We start from the raw sequence: 21,374 nt of genomic DNA on the forward strand, positions 1-21,374 counted from the left end.
CAGAATATGCAAACCTTGCCGAATCCCAGGCACGACGGTGCCTTGACCGCCTGCCTGGAGGGTTGAGCAGCCTGAAAAGTGGGCAACTGGAGAGGGCTTTACAGGCCGGTGACGGGGCCGAGTGACGCCCGAAGCCGACGGCAACGGCGGCTATCGATGCCGCCAGGGTGACGCACCGCCCCGTTTATCCCGTGGGCGCCGACGGTCTCAGCACCAGCCGTGGCTGGCACAAGCCACCGCATCGTGGGCGTGCAGGCTTTCGGCGTGGGTCACCTGGATATGGAAGGCAGCGATCTCCGGCATCGCCCGCAACGTCTGGTGCAGGCGGCGGGCAGCGTCCTCGCAGAACATCAGGTTCTGGCCGTTGGCCAGGGCGAAGGCCTGTTCGTCCGCGCGTTTGACGGCAGTCTGGACGGCGGTGCCCAGGGCGGCTTCGGCACCATCGAGCAGCGCCAGGAAGGGCAGGGTGCTGGTGTCCGCGGGCAGGCGCACGCGAATGTGCGCGTCGCTGCGCTGGCTGTGGGGCGTGGCGACGATGCCCGGGCCGCCCAGCCAGGCATGCAGGGCGTCGAAATCCAGCGGGCGATCCGCGAAGTCAGCGGCGAAGCGCTGCTGGATCAACTGCCGGGCCAGGGCGGCCGAGCAGGGGCAGGTCGATGAATAGCCCAGGTGCAGGCCCAGTTGCAGATGAAAACCGGCCGGGTCGAGGCGAGCGCTGAGGGTCAGCGGGTAGGCCTTGTAACCGGCAAGCGGGCTGACCAGCGCCGGGCGCTCGATCAGCCAGTCGCCGCGCAGCTCCAGGTAGGCGCAGTACGAGAGGCCGTGGTGGCTGTGCAGGAAATCCTCCAGCACCTGGCGCAACAGGGCGGGCGACAGCGGCTCGCGCTGCAACGCGGCCAGGGCCAGGTAAAGACGCGACATGTGGATGCCGCGGGTCTGCCCGTCGTCGAGGCTGACCCCGGCATCCACCTGCGCATCCAGCGACTGCTCGCCCAGCCGCACCGGCAGGGCGATGCCGCGCATGCCCACCCAGTCGAGCGGTGCGGTTGAGTGAGCGCTGCGTTGTGCGGCGATATCGGGCAGCGTGGTCTGGCGGTTCATCGGCGTCCTCTGTGTGATCGGCATGACAAGGGGTGATTTAATGTTATGTTATAACAATTGAATCAACCGTGAGCCCACCATGACGTCCGATGAATTGCTGGCCCAGCCAGCCGAGGCCTACATGAACGATGCCCAGCAGGCGTTCTTTCGCGACCTGCTGACCCGCCAGCGCGAGGCGCTGCAGCAGCGCATCGACGAGGAGTTCGGCGAATTGCGCGAGCAGGAGCGACCCGCCGACGAGGCCGACATCGCCAGCCGTGAAGAGCAGCGCCAGTGGCAACTGCGCCTGCTGGAGCGGGAAAAGAAGCTGCTCGACAAGATCGACCAGGCCCTCGAACGCCTGGCCCGCGGCGAGTACGGCTGGTGCCGGGAAACCGGCGAGCCGATCGGCCTGCGGCGTCTGCTGCTGCGGCCCACCGCCACCCTGTGTATCGAAGCCAAAGAGCGCGAAGAACAGCGCGAACGCCACCAACGTGACCTGTGAATCCTGTTACCCGATGAGGACCCCGCCATGCCCGACCGTCTTCCCGTTACCGTGCTTTCCGGCTTTCTCGGTGCCGGCAAGAGCACCCTGCTCAACCATGTGCTGAAGAACCGCAACGGCCTGCGCGTCGCGGTGATCGTCAACGACATGAGCGAAATCAACATCGACGGCAGCGAGGTGCAGAAGGGCGTCAGCCTCAACCGCGCCGAAGAGAAGCTGGTCGAGATGAGCAACGGCTGCATCTGCTGCACCCTGCGCGAAGACCTGCTCGAGGAAGTCAGCAAGCTGGCCCGCGACGGCCGCTTCGACTACCTGCTGATCGAGTCCACGGGTATTTCCGAGCCGCTGCCGGTGGCCGAGACCTTTACCTTTCGCGACGAGCAGGGCCAGAGCCTGGCCGACCTGGCGCGCCTGGATACCCTGGTCACGGTGGTCGACGGAGTGAATTTCCTGCCCGACTTCCAGGCTGCGCAGAGCCTGGCCAGCCGCGGTGAAACCCTCGGCGAAGAGGACGAGCGCTCGATCACCGACCTGCTGATCGAACAGGTCGAGTTCGCCGACGTGCTGCTGATCAGCAAGATCGACCTGATCAGCAGCGCCGAGCGCGAGGAGCTGACCGCCATCCTGCGCCGCCTCAACACCCGCGCCCGGATCGTGCCGATGAGCATGGGCGCGGTACCGCTGGAGGCCATTCTCGACACCGGCCTGTTCGACTTCGAGCGCGCCGCCGAGTCGCCCGGCTGGCTCAAGGAGCTGCGCGGCGAGCACGTGCCGGAAACCGAGGCGTACGGCATCGCCTCCAGCGCCTACCGGGCGCGGCGGCCGTTCCACCCGCAGCGTTTCTTCGATTTTCTCAGCCGCGAATGGACCAATGGCCGGCTGCTGCGCTCCAAGGGCTTCTTCTGGCTGGCCAGCAAGTACCAGGAGGCGGGCAGTTGGTCCCAGGCCGGCGGCCTGATGCGCCATGGCCTGGCCGGGCGCTGGTGGCGCTTCGTGCCGAAGAGCCAGTGGCCCCAGGACGAGGACGCGCTCAAGGGCATCGTTCGCCAGTGGGACAAGGCCAGCGGTGATTGCCGCCAGGAGCTGGTGTTCATCGGCCAGCACATCGACTTCGCCCGGCTGCATGCCGAACTGGACGCCTGCCTGCTCAGCGATGCGGAAATGGCCGCCGGTACCGAGAACTGGCTGCGCCTGCCCGACCCGTTCGGCCCCTGGCAGGAGGCCGCCTGATGCTGGCGTTCAAGGTAGAACCGGTGCCGCAGCAGGTCAGCAGCGCGCGCGTCGAGATACTCGGCGAGGCCTTGCGCGATGAGGTCAACCTGGCGGTCTGGCAGCGCAGCCTGCCCGAGCACCTGGCAACTTTCGCCAGCACCTTGCTGGCCCAGGGCGAGCCCCTGGCCGAATCCCTGAGCATCGAGCTGGCCGATCCGGAAGCCGAGCCCAATCTGCACGGGCTGCTCAGCGGCTACAGCGACCTGCCCGGCCAGGCGGCGTTCCTCGCCGACGTCGCCTGGCTGGTACGCGCCTATGCCTGCCTGCTCGATGCGCGGCGTATCGGCCTGCGCCTGCGGGCGCTGGATGGCGCCATGTGCCCGCGCTTTCACGTCGATCATGTGCCGCTACGGCTGATCACCAGCTACGCCGGCCCCGGCAGCCAGTGGCTGGCCGAAGGCGAACTGCCGCGCCAGCTGCTGGGTGGCGCGCAGGCGGTGCCCCGGGATGGCGCGCTGGTCGAACAGATCGGCTGTGGCCATGTGGCCTTGGTCAAGGGCGAACGCTGGGTGGGCAACGAAGGACGCGGCTTGATCCACCGCTCGCCGGCCCTGCCTGCCGGTGAGCGCCGCCTGCTGCTGACCCTGGACTGGCTGGCCTGAACGGCAGGCAAAAAAAATGCTGCGCCTGAGCGCAGCAACATCGCCACCGGGCCTGTCCGGCAGCCAAGAGAGACTGTATTAACGCTAATGGAGATGACGATTGGATGACGGCCTGGACCTGCTCGCGATCTGTACGTGCATGAAGGGGCAGCTGCAAGGCTATAGCAGCCGTTCGCCGCTCCCACAGGTAATGCACCAACGACCGCTCTTGCCACCTAGCTGCCAAAATCGGCGAACCTGGACTTAAAGGTTGCGAACAGGCGTTTAGTAGGCCATCCACACGCCCTTGCTCTGGCTTTCGCAGAAGGGCTTGAGGTAGGCGGCGTCTTCGGCGACGCCGTAGTAGTGAATGTCCTGCTGGTAGGGCGTGCCGCCGATCCGGGCGTTACGGCACACGCCGAAGGCACCGACCGGGCACTGCTCGACGAAGCTGACGTCGACCTTCTGGCCCTTGAGCTGGGGCTGGCAGAAACCGCTGCGGAACAGATTCGGCGGAATGCTGCGGTTCTGCTGGCAGACCTTCACGTCCAGTCGCTCGGCCTGGCTATGCACCACGCAGGCTTCGCCCCAGGCCAGGCCGGACAAACCGCACAACAGCAGGGGCAGCAAACGGCGCATGGTTACGACTCCACTCAAGATGCGGCAGACTTTAGGTCTGCCGCTCGATCAGCGCAAGCCGGGCTTTTCCCCACGTCGCCGAGCCTTCACCATAGCGCCATGCTCGAACAGATACCCACCCACCTGATCGCCGGCCCGCTGGGCGCCGGCAAGACCAGCCTGATCCATCAGCTGCTGGCGCAGCGCCCTGCCCACGAGCGCTGGGCGGTGCTGATCAACGAGTTCGGCCAGATCGGCCTGGACGCCGCCCTGCTGGCCCGCGATGAAGCGGGGCTGAGCTTCAGCGAGGTGGCCGGTGGCTGCCTGTGCTGCGTCAACGGCGCGCCCTTCCAGGTCGGCCTGGGCCGGTTGCTACGCAAGGCCAAACCGCATCGGCTGTTTATCGAACCGTCCGGTTTGGGCCATCCCGGCGCGCTGCTGGAGCAACTGGGCCGGGCGCCCTGGGACGGCGTGCTTGCCGTGCAGCCGCTGCTGATGGTGCTCGACGCTGCAGCCCTGGCGGCCGGTCAGCCGCTCGCCGACACCCAGCATGACGCCCTGGCTCACGCCGGGCTGCTGGTGCTGAACAAGAGCGAGGGGCTGGATCAGGCGACTCGCTCGCGGCTCGAGTCGGGCTTCCAGCAAGCCTGCTTCTGGACGAGCCAGGGCGCATTGCCGTTCAGCCGATTACCGAAGGCACCCGCGACAGCCGATGTGGCGGCCGGCGGCCTCCTGCCGGACGGCCCACCGCCGCCTGCGCTGGTGTGGCGCAGTGCCGATGAGCCGATCTGCCTGATTCAGGATCAGCCTGAAGGCTGGAGCATCGGCTGGCGCTGGCACCCCAGCCAGCGCTTCGACCTGATGGCGGTCCAGCAATGGCTGGCGACCCTGCCCTGGCGACGCGCCAAGCTGGTGCTGCAAACCAACGCCGGCTGGCTGTCGGCCAATGCCCTGGAGGGCCAGGTGCTGCACTGGCAGAACAGTGAGTGGCGCAAGGATTCACGGCTGGAATTGATCTTCGCCGGCGCCCAGGACGAGGCGGCGTTGCAGGCGGGCATGGCGGCCTGTCGACTGTAGGAGCCCGTTTACGATCTTTTTAGGCGATGTAAAGAGGCTGCTACAAGGCAAAAGCGGCCGCTCCCAGCGTAGGGTGGACAACGCTCTTTTTGTCCACCATTGCGATCGCAGAGCGGTGGACGGGTAAAGCGTCGTCCACCCTACGAAAGGCCACTTGCGCCACTTTGCAGTCAGAGCGCTGAAGTCGAGCCGAAAGGTCGTGAACAGGCTCTAAGAGGGGCGCCGCTTAGGGCGCCCGATCATTTCAGTCCGTGGTGATCCGCGAGTGGGTGCGGGTGTCCTTCATGGTGATGTACACCAGCAGCGAGCAGGCGATGCAGCCGGTCACGTACCAGTAGAAGCCGCTCTCCATGCCCACGCTCTTGAACCACAGCGCCACGTACTCGGCGGTGCCGCCGAAGATCGACACGGTCAGCGCGTACGGCAGGCCGACGCCCAGGGCGCGGATTTCGGTGGGGAACAGTTCGGCCTTCACCACCGCGTTGATCGAGGTGTAGCCGCTGACGATGATCAGCGCCGCCATGATCAGGAAGAACGCCCCCCACCAGCTCTGCACGGTGTGCAGGGTGGTCAGGATCGGGTAGGTGAACAGCGTGCCCAGTACCCCGAAGGCGATCAGGATCGGACGCCGGCCGATCTTGTCGGACAGCGCGCCGACCAGCGGCTGCAGCAGCATGAACAGGAACAGCGTGGCGGCCGAGATCATGGTCGAGTCGTTCTTGCTCATGCCCACGGTGTTGACCAGGTACTTCTGCATGTAGGTGGTGTAGGTGTAGAAGGCCAGGGTGCCGCCCATGGTCAGGCCGACCACGGTGAGCAGCTCCTTGGGGTGGCGCAGCAGGGTGCGCATGATGTTTTCCTTCGGCGCCTCGGTCTTCTTGAACGAGTCGGTTTCTTCCATGCCGCGACGCAGGTACATGGCCACTACCGCGCACAGTGCACCGATCACGAAGGGTACGCGCCAGCCCCAGGTTTCCAGCTGTTCGACGGTCAGGGTCTGCTGCAGGATGATCAGCACCGCCAGGGCGATGAGCTGGCCGGAGATCAGCGTCACGTACTGGAAGCTGGAGAAGAAGCCGCGGCGTTCCTTGGAGGCCATCTCCGACAGATAGGTGGCCGAGGTGCCGTATTCGCCGCCGACCGACAGGCCCTGCAGCAGGCGCGCGACCACCAGCAACACCGGCGCGGCGACGCCGATGGTTTCGTAGCTGGGGGTCAGGGCGATGATCAGCGAGCCGAAGCACATCAGCAGCACCGAGGCCAGCAGCGCCGCCTTGCGGCCCTTGCGGTCGGCATAGATACCCATCAGCCAGCCGCCGATCGGGCGCATCAGGAAGCCCACGGCGAAGATCGCGGCGGTATTGAGCAGTTGGGCGGTCAGGTCGCCTTGCGGGAAGAAGGCCTTGGCGAAGTACAGGGAGAAGGCGGCGTAGACGTACCAGTCGTACCACTCGACCAGATTGCCGACGGAGCCGCTGAAAATCGATTTGATGCGCTGGGACGTGGTGCGCGTAGGCGCAGAGGCAGACAGCGTGCTGGTGCTTTCCATCAGGGGGACCTCGATATCGTCATTATTCTTGTACGCCGGAGATGGCGCTGGCAGGGCCCATTGCAGGGGCTGTGCCAGGAGACAAAACCCCCGTGCCATGGGGCTTTCGGCGAGATCGGGTGGTGCCGGGCTGGCAAGAATCCGCTAGGGCGCTCAGGGTGCTAGCGGAAACTTGCCAGGCGCGCCTCAGCTGGCAGGTTGCTGCTCGCTGTCGAGAAAGTCGGTACGCAGCAGGCCATGGCGCTGCATCTTTTCGTTCAAGGTCCGGCGCGGCAGCTGCAGCAGTTCCGTCACCCGCTTCATGTCGCCGTGGCAACTGGCCAGGGCCTCGCGCAGGCACTGCGCCTCGAAGGCCTCCATGCGTGCGCTGAGGGAGTTATCCACAGTAACCGATTGGCTGGCCGAGGCGGGCAGTGCCAGTACGTGGCGTTCGGCAGCGTTGACCAGCTCGCGCACGTTGCCCGGCCAATCATGGGCCAGCAGCTGGGCCAGCAGCGCTGGAGTGATTGGCGGCAGCGGCCGCTCGAAGCGCTCGGCGATCTGCCGGGCGTGGTGCTCGAACAGCAGCGGCACGTCCTCACGGTGTTCGCGCAACGCCGGCAACTGCAGCTCGGCGACGTTGAGGCGGTAGAGCAGATCCTGGCGGAAGCTGCCCTCGCGCACCCGTTCGTGCAGGTCCGGCTTGGTGGCGGTGACCACCCGCAAATCGAGGCTGATCACCTGGTTGGAACCGAGCCGTTCCAGCTGGCGCTCCTGCAGCACGCGCAAGAGTTTGACCTGCTGGCCCAGGGGCATGCTTTCGATCTCGTCGAGAAACAGGGTGCCGCCGTCGGCGTGTTCGATCTTGCCGATGCGTTTGCCCTGGGCCCCGGTAAAGGCGCCGCTTTCGTGGCCGAACAGCTCGCTCTCGAACAGGTTCTCCGGGATCGCCGCGCAGTTCAGCGCCACGAAGGGGCCCTTGGCGCGCGGGCCGAAGTCGTGCAGGCAGCGGGCGACCAGCTCCTTGCCGCTGCCGGTCTCGCCGCGCATCAGTACGTTGGCCGGCGTGTGCGCCAGTTCCAGCACCTGGCGGCGCAACTGCACCATGGTGGCGGACGAGCCGAGCAGGCGCCCGGCGAGTTCGTCCTTGTGCTCGACCTGCTGGCGCAGCTGGCGGTTCTCCCGGGTCAGCTGGCGCTTCTCCAGGGCGCGGCGCAGGCTGCCGAGCAGGCGCTCGGGGGTGAAGGGTTTCTCGATGAAGTCGTAGGCGCCCAGGCGCATGGCCTCCACCGCCTGGGGCACGTCGCCGTGGGCCGAGACCAGCATGAACGGCAGCTCGGGGTCGCGGGCCTGCACCTGTTCGAGCAGCGCCATGCCGTCCATGCCCGGCATGCGCAGGTCGCTGATCACCACGCCGGGGTAATCCTCGGGCAGGCGCTCCAGGCATTCGCGGCCGCTGGCGCACAGGTGTACCTCGAAGCCTGAGCGCTCCAGCCACTGCTGTACGGCGTCGCGGATCGGCGCCTCGTCGTCGACGAATATCACGCTGGGTTTCATGGCAGCTCCTGGGGGGCGGTGGCGGCCGGCAGGCGCAGGGTGAAGCGTGCGCCGCCTCCTGGGCGGTTGGCAGCCTGCAGGTCGCCGTCCAGCTCGCGGACGATGGCGTAGGACACCGCGAGACCAAGGCCAAGGCCGTCGCCCACCGGTTTGGTGGTGAAGAAGGGGTCGAACAGATGGGGCAGGGCCTCGGCGGCGATACCGCTGCCGATGTCGTCGATATGCAGCAGCCAGTGCCCGTCAACCAGCAGCAACTCGATGATCAGGTGCGGCGCAGGCTGATTGTGCATGGCATCCAGTGCATTGCGGATCAGATTGACCAGCACCTGCTCCAGGCGGATTGCATCACCAGCCACCCAGGCCGGTTGCTCGGGCGTACGCTGAATCGTTACCTCGACATCGCGCAGGCGCGGCTCCAGCAACTGCAGGGCCTTGTCGAGCACGGCGCCCAGCTCCAGGGTTTCGCGCAGGCCGCCGGGGCTCTTGCGGGCGTAGGTCTTGAGGTGGCCGGCCAGCGCCGCCATGCGCTGCAGCAGTTCCTCGTGGCGCACCAGCGACTGGCGCGCCTCCTCCAGTTCACCATCGGCGAGGATCATCCGCAGGGTGCCGAGATGCACCTGCAGGGCGGTGAGCGGCTGGTTGATCTCGTGGGCCAGCGCCGCCGACATCTGCCCCAGGGCCGCCAGCTTGGCGGCTTGTACCAGGCCATCCTGGGCGGTGCGCAAGGCGGCGGTACGCTGTTCGACAAGGGCCTGCAGTTCGTCGGCGGTGCGTTGGCGCAGACGGGCGATGCGCCAGCGCTGGTGCAGCACCAGGCCCAGCAGAAACAGCGCCAGCCAGGCGCCGCCCGCGGCCAGGGCCGCGGTGTAGCTGCTGCCGGCCAGGCTGCGGGTATCGAGCAGCAGGTGCAGGGTCCAGCCCTCGCTGGCCAGCTCGCGGGTTTCCCACAGGTAATCACCGGCCAGCTCGCGGTCGGTGACACGCACCAGGCGGCCATCATCGGCCAGGGCCTGGCGCTGTCGATAATGCAGGGGCGCCAGCGGCTTCTTGTCATACTGGCGGGTGGCGGCCAGGGTTTCACGCGTGGCCGCGGAAATCGGGCGCAGCTCGCGGTAGCGCCAGGCCGGGCGGTTGGCGATGAAGGTGATGCCCTGGTGGTCGCTGACCAGCAGCACGTGGGGGCTCTGGCTCCAGGCCTGCTCGATGCCGGGAAATTCCAGCTTGACCACCACGGTGCCGAGAAACCGCCCGCTGCCGTCGCGCACCGCGTGGGACAGGAAATAGCCGGAAATGCCGCTGGTCACGCCCACGGCATAGAAGCGCCCGGTGTCGTGTTCGCGGGCTTCGCTGAAGTAGGGGCGGAAGCTGTAGTCGTGGCCCACATAGCTGGTCGGCAGGCGCCAGTTGCTGGCCGCCACGCCCAGGCCATCGGCGTTCATCACCTGCAGCGTGGAGGAGTGGGCCGCGGTGTTGATGGCTTCGAGCTTGATGTTCAGGCGGTGTTGCAGCCTCGGGGTGAGCGGGCTCTGCAGCGCCTCGGTGAGCTCCGGGTCGAGCGCCAGCACGGCAGGCAGGGCGCGGTAGCGGTCGATCAGGGTCTGCAGCGTGCCGGCGTAGGCCGCCAGTTGCTCCTGCGCCTGGCTGCCGGCTTCGGCGAGGCGCTGGCGCTCGGCCTGGCGTTCGGCCAGGTAGGCGGACAGGCACAGGCCGGCCAGCAACAGGGCAGTCAGCAGGGCGATGCGCAGGGAGCGGGATGACTTCAACGCGGGTCAGCCAGGGCAGGTGGGGCGGCCGACGATAGCACAGACCCTGGGCCGATCAGTCCCGTGAAGCGGGGTGGTCGCGACGCCATTGCTGCAGCTCGATCACCTGGCCGGTCTTGCGGGGCGCCGCTGGCACGGCGGCTTCGACTACCGGTGGCAGGGCCTCTGGCGGCTCGCGAAAGGGGTAGGGATCGAGCTCGATGGTGCCCACGTGAGCACCGAACATGACGATGCGCCCGGCATGACGCTGCTCGCCGGTCACCGTGAATTCGAACCCGTAGATCCGCGCGAAACGGCGGTTGCCCCGGCCATCGCGCACCAGGCCGAAGCGCTGGAAGGCCACGTTGCCGTCGAGCAGCTCGATATCCAGCTTGGCGCAGTGCTGCTTGACCCGCGTCAGCGCCCGCTCGCGGATGCCGTGGCCGTGCCACAGCCAGGCCGCGCCGGCGGCGAGCAGCATCAGGATGAACAGGTTGCCGAGGGTCAGCATGGCAGGCGAACTCGTGACGAAGAGCGCCCAGCTTACCCGATCCACGGTGACAGTTGCCGCCGTGAGTCGGTGTCAGGTCCGCTCTCCGTTGCCGGTGCGTCAGCTGGCCAGGCCATGGGGGCTGATCGGCAGCGGCGTGACCGGCGCGGGCGCCTGCAGGCCGAGACGCTCGAACATCACCCGGGCGATTTCCCGCTCGCCCATCACCACCAGGTCGGCTTCGTGGGTCTGCAGATAGTCGACCTCATCATCGAAGTGGGCACGGGCGATGATGTCCAGATCGGCATTGGCCTGGCGGCCGTGAATGGCGATCTGCCCGGCTTCCAGGCTGTTGGGAATGGCGATCATCAGCCAGCGCGCCGAGGTGACGTTGGCCAGCTCCAGCACGTGGGTGCTGGCGGCATTGCCGAGTACCACGCTGAAACCTTCCTCGCGCAGTTCCTGGGCGCGGGTGCGGTTGTCGTCGATGATCACCAGCGGCACGCCTTCCTCGCGCAGGCGGCGGCTGATACGGCTGCCCACCCGGCCATGGCCGATGAGAATGGCGTGGCCGGTCTCGGTGATCGGGTGCAGGTCGTGGTCTTCGTCCGGCTCCACGGTGACCTGGTCGGCCGGCGTGGTGTTCTCGCGGCGGTCCAGCCAGGGCTGCAGGCGGTCGATGACCAGAAACAGCAGCGGGTTGCAGAGGATCGACAGGATCGCGCCGGCCAGCACCAGGTCGCGCGCCGCTTCCGGTACCAGGTCGAGGCCGATGCCCAGGCCAATGAGGATGAACGAGAACTCACCGATCTGCGCCAGGCTCACCGAAATGGTCAGGGCGGTGCTCAGCGGCTTGCGGAAGGCCAGCACGATGAGCATCGCCGCCAGCGACTTGCCGAGCACGATGACCAGGAAGGTGCCGAGCACCAGCAGCGGCTGCTCGAGCAGGATCGCCGGGTTGAACAGCATGCCCACCGATACGAAGAACAGCACCGCGAAGGCGTCGCGCAGCGGCAGCGAATCCTCGGCGGCCTTGTGGCTGTACTCCGACTCGTTGAGGATCATCCCGGCGAAGAAGGCGCCGAGGGCGAAGGACACGCCGAACAGCTGCGCCGAGCCGTAGGCGATGCCCATGGCGATGGCCAGCACGGCAAGGGTGAACAGCTCCCGCGAACCGGTGCCGGCGCTGCGCTCCAGCAGCCAGGGAATGACCCGGCGGCCGACCACGACCATCAGCACCACGAAGGCGCTGACCTTGCCAAGGGTGATCAGCAACTGCATGCCGATGCTGTTGGAACCGTCGCCCTGGGGAATGCCGCCGAGCACACCGGACAGCGCCGGCAGGAGCACCAGGGCCAGGACCATCACCAGGTCCTCGACGATCAGCCAGCCGACGGCGATCTTGCCGCGCCGGGTGTCGATCAACTGGCGTTCTTCCAGGGCGCGCAGCAGCACCACGGTGCTGGCCACCGACAGCGCCAGGCCGAATACCAGGCCGGCGCCCCAACCCCAGCCCATCGCCCAGGCCAGGCCCATGCCCATCAGCGTGGCCACGGCGATCTGCACCACGGCGCCGGGGATGGCGATGTGTTTGACCGACATCAGGTCTTTGAGGGAGAAGTGCAGGCCCACGCCGAACATCAGCAGGATCACGCCGATCTCGGAGATTTCGTGGGACAGCTCCTTGTCGGCAACGAAACCGGGGGTGAAGGGGCCGACGATCACTCCGGCCAGCAGGTAGCCTACCAGTGGCGACAGGCGCAGGCGGTTGGCCAGGCTGCCAAACAGGTAGGCCAGCACGAAGCCGGCAGCGATCGTCGCAATCAGGGGGGTGTGATGCGGCATGCGGTCTCCTTGGTGAAGAGGGCCTGGCATGCCTGCGCGGCAGCGGATACCGCGCAGAACAGCGTAACGGCCAGGGTCGGATTGCCCGACCATAAAGACCAATATTTTATATTAAAATACTACTTATAACTAAAAGGTCTTTATACAAGATGTGTCGATTACCATGGCCGGTGCTGTGAGCCGCGTCACGCCTCGCCTTTGAGGGCACGGTAACGGTTCTCCAGCTCCTGGCGGATCTCCCGGCGTTGACGGCCCTGCTCGAAACGCCGCCGCTCCTCGGCGCTCTGCGGTTGACGAGGCGGCACTTCGGTGGATTTGCCGTGCTCGTCGACCGCCACCATGGTGAAGAAGCAGCTGTTGGTATGACGCACCGATCGTTCGCGGATGTTCTCGGTGATCACCTTGATGCCGACTTCCATGGAGGTGCGACCGGTGTAGTTGACCGAGGCCAGGAAGGTGACCAGCTCACCGACGTGTACCGGCTCGCGGAAGGTCACCTGGTCCACCGACAGGGTGACCACGTAGCGACCGGCGTAACGGCTGGCGCAGGCGTAAGCCACTTCGTCGAGGTACTTGAGCAGGGTGCCGCCGTGTACATTGCCGGAAAAGTTGGCCATGTCCGGGGTCATCAGGACGGTCATCGTCAGTTGTGCGTTGCCGGGTTCCATAGGGTCTCGCTCATCGGGTGGCTGGGGCGTGATTGTCGGCCGTCTGCGCGGCCCTGGCTGGTCGATTGTGTCTATGCGGTCGATTGCTGCAACGTATGTACCGGCATTTCACTCCTAGAGCCATAGTCTCTCACTCAATCAGGACGATCCCATGACGCGCTCCGTTATCTGCATGGCCCTGCTGCCACTGTTCGCCGGCGTTGCCCAGGCCGCTCCCCAGCCTTGCGACAGCGTCAGCCTGTGCAACGCAGCCGGCACCGCGGCCTATCAGGCAGGCCGTTACGACGATGCCGCCGAAGCCTTCGAGCGGCAGCTGCGGCGTGCCGAGCAGCAGGATTCGGACAGCCTCGCAGCCCGTGAGCTGGCATTGAACAACCTGGTGGTGACCAGCCTGCGTCTGGGACAGCCAGGCCAGGCCCGCGCCTGGTTGAGCCTCGCCCTGGCCGATGGCATGCAGGGCGCCGCCACCCGCAACAATCTGCGTTCGGTGGCGGCGGTTGTGGACTACCCGAAACTGGCGGCCAGCCTCGAGGGCCGTTACCTGCGTTACGCCGGCGCGGCGGTGTGGAGCAGCCTGGACATCAGCCGTCAGGCGGACGGCAGCTATCGAGCGAGTTTTTCGCCGCTGCGCGCCGGCGGCAAGGTCGAGGAATACGGCCCGGCGGCCATCGGTAACCTGCAAGGCACGTTGCAGGGCGACAAGGCCTATTTCCAGCTGACCGCAGCGCAGTTGCCAAAGGGCTGCTCGGTGGCGCTGCTCCACGAAGGGCTGGATATCCAGGTGCTGGAAGTGATCGATCCGAGCTGCCAGGCCTACGGCGGCTCTGGCATCAGCGTGGCGGGAGGCTACCTGAAGGTCAGTGCCGAGCCGCAGCAGCAGATGCCCTGATCGGTGCCTGGGATCGCAAAGGCGGTTTTGCCATCAGGTGACTTCGAAGAGGTGCCCGGCGTCTTTCCCAGGCACCGCTGACACGCGCCATCTCGCGGTTTTCGGCAAATATTTCTGAATATTTCCACACCGCGACGGCCTAGGCGCGAATGTTAACCTGCGGTCAATGTGGCCCAGCAACGGGCCGATCTTCCCGCCTTCCAGCAGGCTCCGACGAGCCATCGAGCAGCCGCCCGCGCGCGTTCGTGCCTGCCCAAAACAAGGAGTAGTTCCGTCATGCATGCCATCAGCTTCATCCAGGATCTAGCGGTGATCATGCTGGTAGCCGGCGTGGTCACCGTGCTGTTCCACCGTTTCAAGCAGCCGGTGGTGCTCGGCTACATCCTTGCCGGTTTCCTGATCGGCCCGCACACGCCGCCGTTCGGCCTGATCCACGATGAAGAGACCATCCGCACCCTGGCCGAGCTGGGGGTGATCTTCCTGATGTTCTGCCTGGGGCTGGAGTTCAGCCTGCGCAAGCTGTTCAACGTCGGTGCCACGGCGTTCATCGCGGCGTTCCTGGAAATCATCCTGATGATCTGGATCGGTTTCGAGATCGGCCGCTACTTCGGCTGGAGCACCATGGACTCGCTGTTCCTCGGCGCGATCCTGGCGATTTCCTCGACCACCATCATCATCAAGGCGCTCGGCGACCTGAAGATGAAGAACGAGCGCTTCGCCCAGCTGATCTTCGGTGTGCTGATCGTCGAGGATATCCTCGGTATCGGCATCATCGCGCTGCTCTCCGGTATCGCCCTGAGCGGCACGGTAGAGACCGGCGAGGTGTTCGCCACGGTCGGCAAGCTGTCGCTGTTCATGATCGTCGCCCTGGTCATCGGCATCATCCTGGTGCCGCGCATCCTCGCCTACGTGGCCAGGTTCGAAAGCAACGAGATGCTGCTGGTGGCCGTGCTGGGCATGTGCTTCGGCTTCTGCCTGCTGGTGGTCAAGCTGGAATACAGCATGGTGCTGGGCGCCTTCCTGATCGGCGCGATCATGGCCGAGTCGCGCCAGCTGGTGCAGATCGAGCGGCTGATCGAGCCGGTGCGCGACATGTTCAGCGCGATCTTCTTCGTCGCCATCGGCTTGCTGCTCGACCCCAACGTGCTGGTCGAGTACGCCTGGCCGATCGCGGTGATCACCGTGGCGGTGATCGTCGGCAAGGTGCTGTCGTGCAGCGTCGGTTCGTTCATCGCCGGCAACGACGGGCGCACCTCACTGCGCGTCGGCATGGGCCTGTCGCAGATCGGAGAGTTCTCCTTCATCATCGCCACCCTGGGCATGACCCTGCAGGTGACCAGCGACTTCCTCTACCCGGTGGCGGTGGCCGTCTCGGTGATCACCACCCTGACCACGCCGTATCTGATCCGCGCCGCCGACCCGCTGGCGGTAAGCCTCGGCAACGTGATGCCGCAGCGCGTATCGCGGGTGTTCTCGCTGTACGGCGAATGGCTGCGCAGTATCCAGCCGCAAGGCCAGGGCGCGATTCTGGCGGGCATGATCCGCAAGATCGTCCTGCAGGTGCTGGTCAACCTGGCCTTCGTGGTGGCGATCTTCCTTGGCATCGCCTTCTTCGCCGCGCAGATCGGCGCCTGGCTGGCCGAGTGGATTGACCAGGAAAACCTGCGCAAGGCGGTGATCTGGGGCGCCGCGCTGATCCTCTCGCTGCCATGCCTGATCGCCGCGTACCGCAAGATCAAGGCGCTCTCCATGCTGCTCGCCGAGATGGGCGTGCGCCAGGAGAAGGCCGGCCGCCATACGGCGCGCGTGCGCAAGGTGATTTCCGAGGTGATCCCGCTGCTCTCGCTGGTCGGCATCATGGTGCTGCTCACCGCGCTGTCGTCGAGCATCCTGCCGTCCAACGACATGCTGCTGCTGGTCGGTGTGGTCGCGGCCGGCGTGGTGGCGGTGCTGTGGCGCTGGTTCATCCGCGTGCACACGCGCCTGCAGATCGCCCTGTTCGAGACCCTCGACAAGCCCGAAACACCCGGGCATCACTGAAAAGACAAGGGCGCCTAGAAGGCGCCCTTTTTGTATTTCATCGCTCAATTCTTTCCGGGTATCGCTGAACGGCTGCGGATCACTCCTCCAGCCAGACTTCCCGCACCCAGTGCCAGACCGAGTCCCAGCTGTCGTCGGTAAGGTCTTCTTCTTCGCCGTCCCAGAGCAGCACGGTGCCGTCCTGTTCGACGCAGTAGTAGTTGCCCTGGTCTTCGCAGATCGGCACCAGCTCGCGTGGCACACCCAGGGACCAGGCCACCGAGGCCACTTCCGGCAGGTAGGTGTGCGATTGCGGGTCGGTGACGGTGACCGGCTCGAGGCGGCCGTACACCACGTCGCTGACCTTGAGCAGGAATTCACGCAGCTCGAACGGCAGGTTGATGAGGATCTGTTCCTCGATCTCCACCAGCAACTCCTCGTCGGGCAGTTCCAGCGGCACCGGCACCGGCTCGTTCAATTCACGCAGTTGTTCGATGACTTCTTCCACGGCGGCTCCACCTGAGTTCGACGATTCTGGTCAGATTCGGGAAGGCGAGGGGCAACGGGTGCTGCCTGCTTTGCCGTTCCTGTGATAACGCAGCTTTTTACGCTGAATGGAAAATAGCCACAAGCCGACAATAGGCAAAACGCCATGTCGGCCTGCGACGGATTCCGCCCGCCGTTGTTGCACTGCGCGCCCGCAGGCTGCGAAAAAGTGGATGGCGGAAAAAACGAAACCCGGGCAAGCCCGGGTTTCGTCAACGCATATGGGATCAGCCGTTCTGGCGGATACCGGCAACCAGCCAGGGCTGGTTGTCGCCAACCGCACGCTCCAGGCGCCAGCTTTCGCTGAAGGCTTCGCCCTGGTCGAAGCGCGAGGTCTTCGAGATGCCACTGAAGGTCAGGGTGGCGATGGTCTTGTCGGCATGGTCGTCGACGCCATCGAGCTGCACGTCAAGGTTGTCGATGTAGGTGGACTGGAAGCCATCACCCAGATCGGCGCGCTCGCGCTTGAGGAACTCCAGCAGTTGCGGGGTCACGAACTCGGCGATCTTGTCCATCTCGTTCGCGTCCCAGTGCTGCTGCAGGCTCAGGAAGTGCTCACGACCGGCATTGATGAAGCTCTGCTCGTTGAACCAGGCCGGCGCGTTGATCACCGGCTTGATTGCGGCCGCGCTGCTGCCACCGAAGATCGACGGCTGGGCCGGCTGTGGCTGGCCATGGGCTTCCCGCTGGAACGGCGCGCCACCGGCGGCCGCCACGTTCGGCTGCTGCTTCTGGCGGCGAGCGGCCAGGAAGCGGAACAGCAGGAAGGCGATCAGGCCGAAGATCAGCATGTCCATGATCTGCAGGCCTTCGAAGCCGTCACCCATGAACATCGAGGCCAGCAGGCCACCGGCGGCCAGGCCGGCCAGCGGGCCGAGCCAGCGCGAGGCACCGCTGGCGGCAGCCGGGGTACGGCCTGGCGCTGCGGCGTTGGCATTAGGCTGGGACGGTGGCGTGGCCTGGCGAGTCTGGTGGCTTGGCGCGGCGCCAAAGGATTTACCGCCGCCCATACGCTTGGCGTCGGCAGTGAAACTGAAGGACAGGCCCAGGCAAAGTACCAGGGCGATGCTGAGGAAACGCTGCATTATCGGTTTTCTCTTGGTTATTGAAACACTGAAAGGCATCTTGCCCGCGGCGGGTCGGCATGACCAGCAACAGAATGTTTCGAGCTTTTGCCCAGCGAGGCGGCGTGCGCTGCGCAAGGTCGATGGAGGTGGGAGGTGAAACGGAACCAAGAGGTTCCGTTTCGGTGCTCGGCGGCTGGTGCCCTAGCGCCAGTCGTAGAGTTCCTTCTCGGTCACGGCGCCCATCGGCGCAGCTTCGTCCTGGAAGGTCTTCATGGATTTCCAGATGCGCCCGTTGAGGTCGTTCTGGCCGGCCAGGTCTTCGAGCACGCTCTGCGACTCGTGTTTCATCGCCGCCAGCACGTCATCGGGGAAGCGCTTGATCGTCACGCCCTGTTCCTTCAGCTGGGCCAGGGACCTGGCGTTGTGATAGACGTAGTCGTCCATCATGTCCAGGGTCGCGGCACGGGCGGCTTCGACGACGATGGCTTGCAGATCCGCCGGCAGGCTGTCGAAGGCCTTCTGGTTGACCATCGACTCGACCACCGCCTGCGGCTCCTGCCAGCCCGGAAAGTAGTAGTACCTGGCCGCCTTGTGCAGACCGAAGGCCAGGTCGTTGTAGGGGCTGACCCAGTCGGTGGCATCGATCACGTGGGTCTGCAGGGCGGTGAAGATCTCGCCGCCGGGCAGGTTGACGGTGATGGCGCCGAGCCTGGTCCATACCTCGCCGCCCAGGCCCGGCATGCGGATCTTCAGGCCCTTGATGTCGTCCAGGGAGTTGATTTCCTTGTTGTACCAGCCGCCCATCTGCATGGTGGTGTTACCCGCCGACAGCGGCTTCACGCCATAGGGTGCGTAGGTCTCGTCCCACAGGGCCTGACCGCCGCCCTTGCTGAGCCAGGCATTCATCTCCAGGGTCGACAGGCCGAACGGCACCGAGGAAAAGAACTGCGCCGCCGGCACCTTGCCTTTCCAGTAGTACGGCGTGCCATGGCCCATCTCGGCGGTGCCGCGGGACACGGCGTCGAAGACTTCCAGGGCCGGTACCAGCTCACCGGCGGCGTAGACCTTGACGGTCAGGCGCCCGGCGCTCATGGCGTTGATGCGTTCGGCCAGGCGTTCTGCGCCAGTACCCAGGCCCGGGTAGTTCTTCGGCCAGGAGGTGACCATCTTCCAATGGAAGGTCTCGGCTTTCGCAGCGCTGGCGTCTTGCCCGGCAGCGGGTGTTTCTTCCTTGCAGCCGGCCAGACCGATGGCAGCGAGCAGCGCCATCGCGGCGCCGAACAGATTGCGGCGGTTCATGGTGTTCTCCCTTGAGTGTCGAGCAGCGTGCCCTGATTGTTTTTGTTATTGGCAGCCGTCCGTAATGGCGGCCGCCATGGTTGTAATCGTCGAGCTGACTTAGCGCCTGTTCACGATCTTCGTGTCAGGCTTCATCTAGTTTGACTGCAAAAAGTCAGAAGCAGACGTAGGGTGGATGACGCTCTTTTCATCCACCATTGCTATCGCAGAGCGGTGGACGGATGGAGCGTCGTCCACCCTACCAAAGGTAGCTGTCGCCACCTAGTTGCCCGTACGCATGTTCAGCAGATCGCGAACAGGCTCTTAGATAGCCTCGAGCTTGGCGTAGGCCAGCATCAGCCACTTGCTGCCTTCACTCTCGAAGTTTACCTGCACCCGTGCCTGGGGGCCCGAACCCTCGAAGTTGAGGATGGTGCCTTCGCCGAACAGCGAGTGCTGCACGCGCTGGCCGAGGTTGAATGGCGTGTCCGGCACGGCGCTGCCGGCGAACAGGCTGCTGCCGCTCATGCTGCGGCTGCCACTGCCATACGGGCGGCTGACGCTGTTGGACAGGCGCACTTCCTGAACCAGGTGCGGCGGCACTTCGCGTACGAAGCGCGAGACCTTGTTATAGGTCTCGTTGCCGTACAGGCGGCGGGTTTCCGCGTAGCTGATCACCAGGTGGCGCATGGCCCGGGTGATGCCCACGTAGGCCAGGCGGCGTTCCTCTTCCAGGCGGCCGGGTTCTTCCAGGCTCATCTTGTGGGGAAACAGACCTTCCTCCATGCCGACCAGGAACACCCGGGGGAACTCCAGGCCCTTGGCGCTGTGCAGGGTCATCATCTGCACGCTGTCTTCATGCTCGGCGGCCTGGGTATCGCCGGCCTCCAGGGAGGCGTGGTCGAGGAAGGCGGCCAGCGGCGTTTGCGCGTCGTCGCCTTCCTCGCCCTCATAGGAGTCGAAGGCACGGGCGGCGGACACCAGTTCCTCGAGGTTTTCCACCCGGGCCTGGGCCTTCTCGCCCTTCTCGTCGCGGTGGTAGGCGAGCAGGCCGGACTGTTCGATGACCAGCTGCGCGGTGCTGTGCAGCTGCAGGCCCTCGACCTTCAGCGCCAGGGTGTCGATCAGCTCGACGAAGGCGTTCAGCGCACTGGCGGCGCGGCCGGCGATCACCTTGGTGCCGACCGCTTCGTGCAGCGCGGCCCACATCGACAGGTCATTGGCGCGGGCGAACTGGCGCAGGGTTTCCACCGTTTTCTCGCCGATGCCGCGGGCCGGCACGTTGATCACCCGCTCCAGCGCCGCGTCGTTGCCGCGCTGGTGGATCAGGCGCAGGTAGGCCATGGCGTTCTTGATTTCCGCACGCTCGAAGAAGCGCTGGCCGCCGTAGATGCGGTAGGGAATCTTCTCGCGCAGCAGGGCCTCTTCCAGCACTCGCGACTGGGCGTTGGAGCGGTAGAGGATGGCGATATCGCTGCGCCTGAGGCCGTCCTTGCGCAGGGCGTCCTCGATGGTCTCGACCACGTAGCGCGCTTCGTCGTGTTCGTTGAAGGCGGCGTACAGGCTGATCAGGTCGCCGTCACCGACATCGGTGCGCAATTCCTTGCCCAGGCGGCCCTGGTTGTTGGCGATCAGCGCGTTGGCGGCGTTGAGGATGTTCGCCGTGGAGCGGTAGTTCTGCTCCAGGCGGATGATCTCGGCGTCGGCGAAATCGCTGTCGAACTGCTGAATGTTCTCGATCTTCGCACCGCGCCAGCCGTAGATCGACTGGTCGTCGTCGCCCACCACCATCAGGCTTTCGCCGCCCATGGCGAGAAAGCGCAGCCAGGCGTACTGCACGGCGTTGGTGTCCTGGAACTCGTCGACCAGGGTGTGCCGGAAGCGCTTCTGGTAGTGCGCCAGCAGTCCGGCGTTGTTGCGCCACAGGTCGAGGGCGCGCAGCAGCAACTCGGCGAAGTCGATCACCCCGGCACGGGCACAGGCGGCCTCGTAGGCCTCGTAGATGCTGCGCATGGTGGCCAGGAACAGGTCGCCGCTGGCCTGGATGCCGGCCGGGCGGATGCCTTCGTCCTTCTGGCCATTGATGAACCACTGCGCCTGCTTGGCCGGCCAGCGCTGCTCATCCAGGCCCAGTTCACGGATCACCCGCTTGATCAGCCGCTGCTGGTCGTCGGAGTCGAGAATCTGGAAGTTCTCGACCAGCCCCGCTTCCTGCCAGTGGGCGCGCAGCAGGCGGTGCGCCAGGCCGTGGAAGGTGCCGACCCACATGCCGGCCGGGCTCTGGCCGAGCACGTCCTCGATGCGGTGGCGCATCTCGGCCGCGGCCTTGTTGGTGAAGGTCACCGACAGGATGCTGTGTGGCGAGACGTCCAGGCGCTGGATCAGAAAGGCGATGCGATGCACCAGCACGCGGGTCTTGCCGGAGCCGGCACCGGCCAGCACCAGTTGATGACCAGGCGGGGTGGTGACCGCGTGGTGCTGGGCTGGGTTTAGAGAACTGAGTCGCTGATCGAGGTCATTTTGCATCGCGGCATTCTAGGGGCGCGGCGCAGGTAGGGCAAACGCTGCTGACCGCGGACATGACGGGCTGCCGATGGGCGCCGCCGGGCGGC

The 21,374-nt window shown here is 65.7% G+C and carries 18 protein-coding genes; 6 read left to right on the forward strand and 12 right to left on the reverse strand.

The annotated features are described in order from the left end of the window. Positions 1-207: 207 nt before the first annotated feature. Positions 208-1,101, reverse strand: coding sequence for a GTP cyclohydrolase FolE2 (gene folE2, locus K8U54_RS10525; RefSeq protein WP_249910075.1), 894 nt, complete (start codon positions 1,099-1,101; stop codon positions 208-210). A 79-nt stretch (positions 1,102-1,180) separates the two neighbouring features. Here folE2 and dksA point away from each other — a divergent pair, with 79 nt between their 5' ends. The 3 genes from dksA to K8U54_RS10540 are packed head-to-tail and all read left to right on the forward strand — an operon-like array spanning position 1,181 to position 3,459. Continuing rightward, positions 1,181-1,585, forward strand: coding sequence for an RNA polymerase-binding protein DksA (dksA, locus tag K8U54_RS10530; protein WP_249910076.1), 405 nt, complete (start codon positions 1,181-1,183; stop codon positions 1,583-1,585). Between the two features lie 27 nt (positions 1,586-1,612). Then, the gene (gene zigA / locus K8U54_RS10535; protein WP_249910077.1) at positions 1,613-2,815 is read left to right on the forward strand and encodes a zinc metallochaperone GTPase ZigA; all 1,203 of its coding nucleotides are present in this window, start codon (positions 1,613-1,615) and stop codon (positions 2,813-2,815) included. Beyond that, the gene (locus tag K8U54_RS10540) at positions 2,815-3,459 is read left to right on the forward strand and encodes a DUF1826 domain-containing protein (protein WP_249910078.1); all 645 of its coding nucleotides are present in this window, start codon (positions 2,815-2,817) and stop codon (positions 3,457-3,459) included. The genes zigA and K8U54_RS10540 overlap by 1 nt, the downstream gene beginning before the upstream one ends. Before the next feature lie 264 nt (positions 3,460-3,723). Here K8U54_RS10540 and K8U54_RS10545 read toward each other — a convergent pair whose 3' ends face one another. After that, entirely contained in the window at positions 3,724-4,077 is a 354-nt protein-coding gene (locus K8U54_RS10545) for an NADH:ubiquinone oxidoreductase (RefSeq protein WP_249910079.1), read from the reverse strand. Positions 4,078-4,176: 99 nt separating this feature from the next. On the opposite strand from K8U54_RS10545, the gene K8U54_RS10550 reads away from it, so the two are divergent. Next, the gene (locus K8U54_RS10550; RefSeq protein WP_249910080.1) at positions 4,177-5,133 is read left to right on the forward strand and encodes a CobW family GTP-binding protein; all 957 of its coding nucleotides are present in this window, start codon (positions 4,177-4,179) and stop codon (positions 5,131-5,133) included. Between the two features lie 244 nt (positions 5,134-5,377). Here K8U54_RS10550 and K8U54_RS10555 read toward each other — a convergent pair whose 3' ends face one another. The 6 genes from K8U54_RS10555 to K8U54_RS10580 form a co-directional block, all read right to left on the reverse strand. Further along, positions 5,378-6,682, reverse strand: coding sequence for an MFS transporter (locus K8U54_RS10555; RefSeq protein ID WP_070884777.1), 1,305 nt, complete (start codon positions 6,680-6,682; stop codon positions 5,378-5,380). A gap of 186 nt (positions 6,683-6,868) precedes the next feature. Next, positions 6,869-8,218 (reverse strand): sigma-54-dependent transcriptional regulator, encoded by a 1,350-nt coding sequence (locus K8U54_RS10560; protein ID WP_249910081.1) that lies wholly within the window; start codon positions 8,216-8,218, stop codon positions 6,869-6,871. Beyond that, positions 8,215-9,981 carry an ATP-binding protein gene (locus tag K8U54_RS10565; protein WP_249910082.1) on the reverse strand — a complete coding sequence of 589 codons (1,767 nt, stop codon included), beginning with the start codon at positions 9,979-9,981 and terminating at the stop codon, positions 8,215-8,217. The genes K8U54_RS10560 and K8U54_RS10565 overlap by 4 nt, the downstream gene beginning before the upstream one ends. A gap of 55 nt (positions 9,982-10,036) precedes the next feature. Next, the gene (locus K8U54_RS10570) at positions 10,037-10,471 is read right to left on the reverse strand and encodes a DUF3301 domain-containing protein (protein WP_249910083.1); all 435 of its coding nucleotides are present in this window, start codon (positions 10,469-10,471) and stop codon (positions 10,037-10,039) included. Between the two features lie 99 nt (positions 10,472-10,570). Next, the gene (gene ybaL / locus K8U54_RS10575; protein ID WP_249910084.1) at positions 10,571-12,295 is read right to left on the reverse strand and encodes a YbaL family putative K(+) efflux transporter; all 1,725 of its coding nucleotides are present in this window, start codon (positions 12,293-12,295) and stop codon (positions 10,571-10,573) included. Between the two features lie 185 nt (positions 12,296-12,480). Beyond that, the gene (locus tag K8U54_RS10580) at positions 12,481-12,963 is read right to left on the reverse strand and encodes an acyl-CoA thioesterase (RefSeq protein WP_249910085.1); all 483 of its coding nucleotides are present in this window, start codon (positions 12,961-12,963) and stop codon (positions 12,481-12,483) included. 151 nt (positions 12,964-13,114) lie between these two features. Between K8U54_RS10580 and K8U54_RS10585 the strand changes: the two genes are divergently transcribed. Both K8U54_RS10585 and K8U54_RS10590 read left to right on the forward strand, forming a co-directional pair. Continuing rightward, positions 13,115-13,852 (forward strand): tetratricopeptide repeat protein, encoded by a 738-nt coding sequence (locus K8U54_RS10585; protein WP_249910086.1) that lies wholly within the window; start codon positions 13,115-13,117, stop codon positions 13,850-13,852. A gap of 276 nt (positions 13,853-14,128) precedes the next feature. Next, entirely contained in the window at positions 14,129-15,892 is a 1,764-nt protein-coding gene (locus tag K8U54_RS10590; RefSeq protein WP_249910087.1) for a cation:proton antiporter, read from the forward strand. 79 nt (positions 15,893-15,971) lie between these two features. Here the strand turns inward: K8U54_RS10590 and K8U54_RS10595 are convergent, their stop codons facing one another. From K8U54_RS10595 to uvrD, 4 genes are all read right to left on the reverse strand, one after another. After that, on the reverse strand, positions 15,972-16,379 hold the full coding sequence (locus K8U54_RS10595; protein ID WP_070884769.1) for an SMI1/KNR4 family protein: 408 nt from the start codon (positions 16,377-16,379) through the stop codon (positions 15,972-15,974). A 265-nt stretch (positions 16,380-16,644) separates the two neighbouring features. Next, on the reverse strand, positions 16,645-17,502 hold the full coding sequence (locus tag K8U54_RS10600; RefSeq protein WP_249910088.1) for a Tim44 domain-containing protein: 858 nt from the start codon (positions 17,500-17,502) through the stop codon (positions 16,645-16,647). Positions 17,503-17,685: 183 nt separating this feature from the next. After that, complete coding sequence (locus K8U54_RS10605) at positions 17,686-18,783, reverse strand: TRAP transporter substrate-binding protein (RefSeq protein WP_249910089.1); 1,098 nt, start codon at positions 18,781-18,783, stop codon at positions 17,686-17,688. Between the two features lie 303 nt (positions 18,784-19,086). Then, positions 19,087-21,288, reverse strand: a complete 2,202-nt coding sequence (gene uvrD, locus K8U54_RS10610; RefSeq protein ID WP_249910090.1) for a DNA helicase II — start codon at positions 21,286-21,288, stop codon at positions 19,087-19,089. Positions 21,289-21,374 lie beyond the last annotated feature (86 nt).

Source organism: Pseudomonas fulva, assembly GCF_023517795.1.
GTDB classification, from domain to species: Bacteria; Pseudomonadota; Gammaproteobacteria; order Pseudomonadales; family Pseudomonadaceae; genus Aquipseudomonas; species Aquipseudomonas fulva_D.

Excerpts from the sequence above, each read along its gene's own strand:
- folE2 (WP_249910075.1), bottom strand. The coding sequence starts at position 1,101 with ATGAACCGCCAGACCACGCTGCCCGATATCGCCGCACAACGCAGCGCT.
- dksA (WP_249910076.1), top strand. The coding sequence starts at position 1,181 with ATGACGTCCGATGAATTGCTGGCCCAGCCAGCCGAGGCCTACATGAAC.
- zigA (WP_249910077.1), top strand. The coding sequence starts at position 1,613 with ATGCCCGACCGTCTTCCCGTTACCGTGCTTTCCGGCTTTCTCGGTGCC.
- K8U54_RS10540 (WP_249910078.1), top strand. The coding sequence starts at position 2,815 with ATGCTGGCGTTCAAGGTAGAACCGGTGCCGCAGCAGGTCAGCAGCGCG.
- K8U54_RS10545 (WP_249910079.1), bottom strand. The coding sequence starts at position 4,077 with ATGCGCCGTTTGCTGCCCCTGCTGTTGTGCGGTTTGTCCGGCCTGGCC.
- K8U54_RS10550 (WP_249910080.1), top strand. The coding sequence starts at position 4,177 with ATGCTCGAACAGATACCCACCCACCTGATCGCCGGCCCGCTGGGCGCC.
- K8U54_RS10555 (WP_070884777.1), bottom strand. The coding sequence starts at position 6,682 with ATGGAAAGCACCAGCACGCTGTCTGCCTCTGCGCCTACGCGCACCACG.
- K8U54_RS10560 (WP_249910081.1), bottom strand. The coding sequence starts at position 8,218 with ATGAAACCCAGCGTGATATTCGTCGACGACGAGGCGCCGATCCGCGAC.
- K8U54_RS10570 (WP_249910083.1), bottom strand. The coding sequence starts at position 10,471 with ATGCTGACCCTCGGCAACCTGTTCATCCTGATGCTGCTCGCCGCCGGC.
- ybaL (WP_249910084.1), bottom strand. The coding sequence starts at position 12,295 with ATGCCGCATCACACCCCCCTGATTGCGACGATCGCTGCCGGCTTCGTG.
- K8U54_RS10580 (WP_249910085.1), bottom strand. The coding sequence starts at position 12,963 with ATGGAACCCGGCAACGCACAACTGACGATGACCGTCCTGATGACCCCG.
- K8U54_RS10585 (WP_249910086.1), top strand. The coding sequence starts at position 13,115 with ATGACGCGCTCCGTTATCTGCATGGCCCTGCTGCCACTGTTCGCCGGC.
- K8U54_RS10590 (WP_249910087.1), top strand. The coding sequence starts at position 14,129 with ATGCATGCCATCAGCTTCATCCAGGATCTAGCGGTGATCATGCTGGTA.
- K8U54_RS10600 (WP_249910088.1), bottom strand. The coding sequence starts at position 17,502 with ATGCAGCGTTTCCTCAGCATCGCCCTGGTACTTTGCCTGGGCCTGTCC.
- K8U54_RS10605 (WP_249910089.1), bottom strand. The coding sequence starts at position 18,783 with ATGAACCGCCGCAATCTGTTCGGCGCCGCGATGGCGCTGCTCGCTGCC.
- uvrD (WP_249910090.1), bottom strand. The coding sequence starts at position 21,288 with ATGCAAAATGACCTCGATCAGCGACTCAGTTCTCTAAACCCAGCCCAG.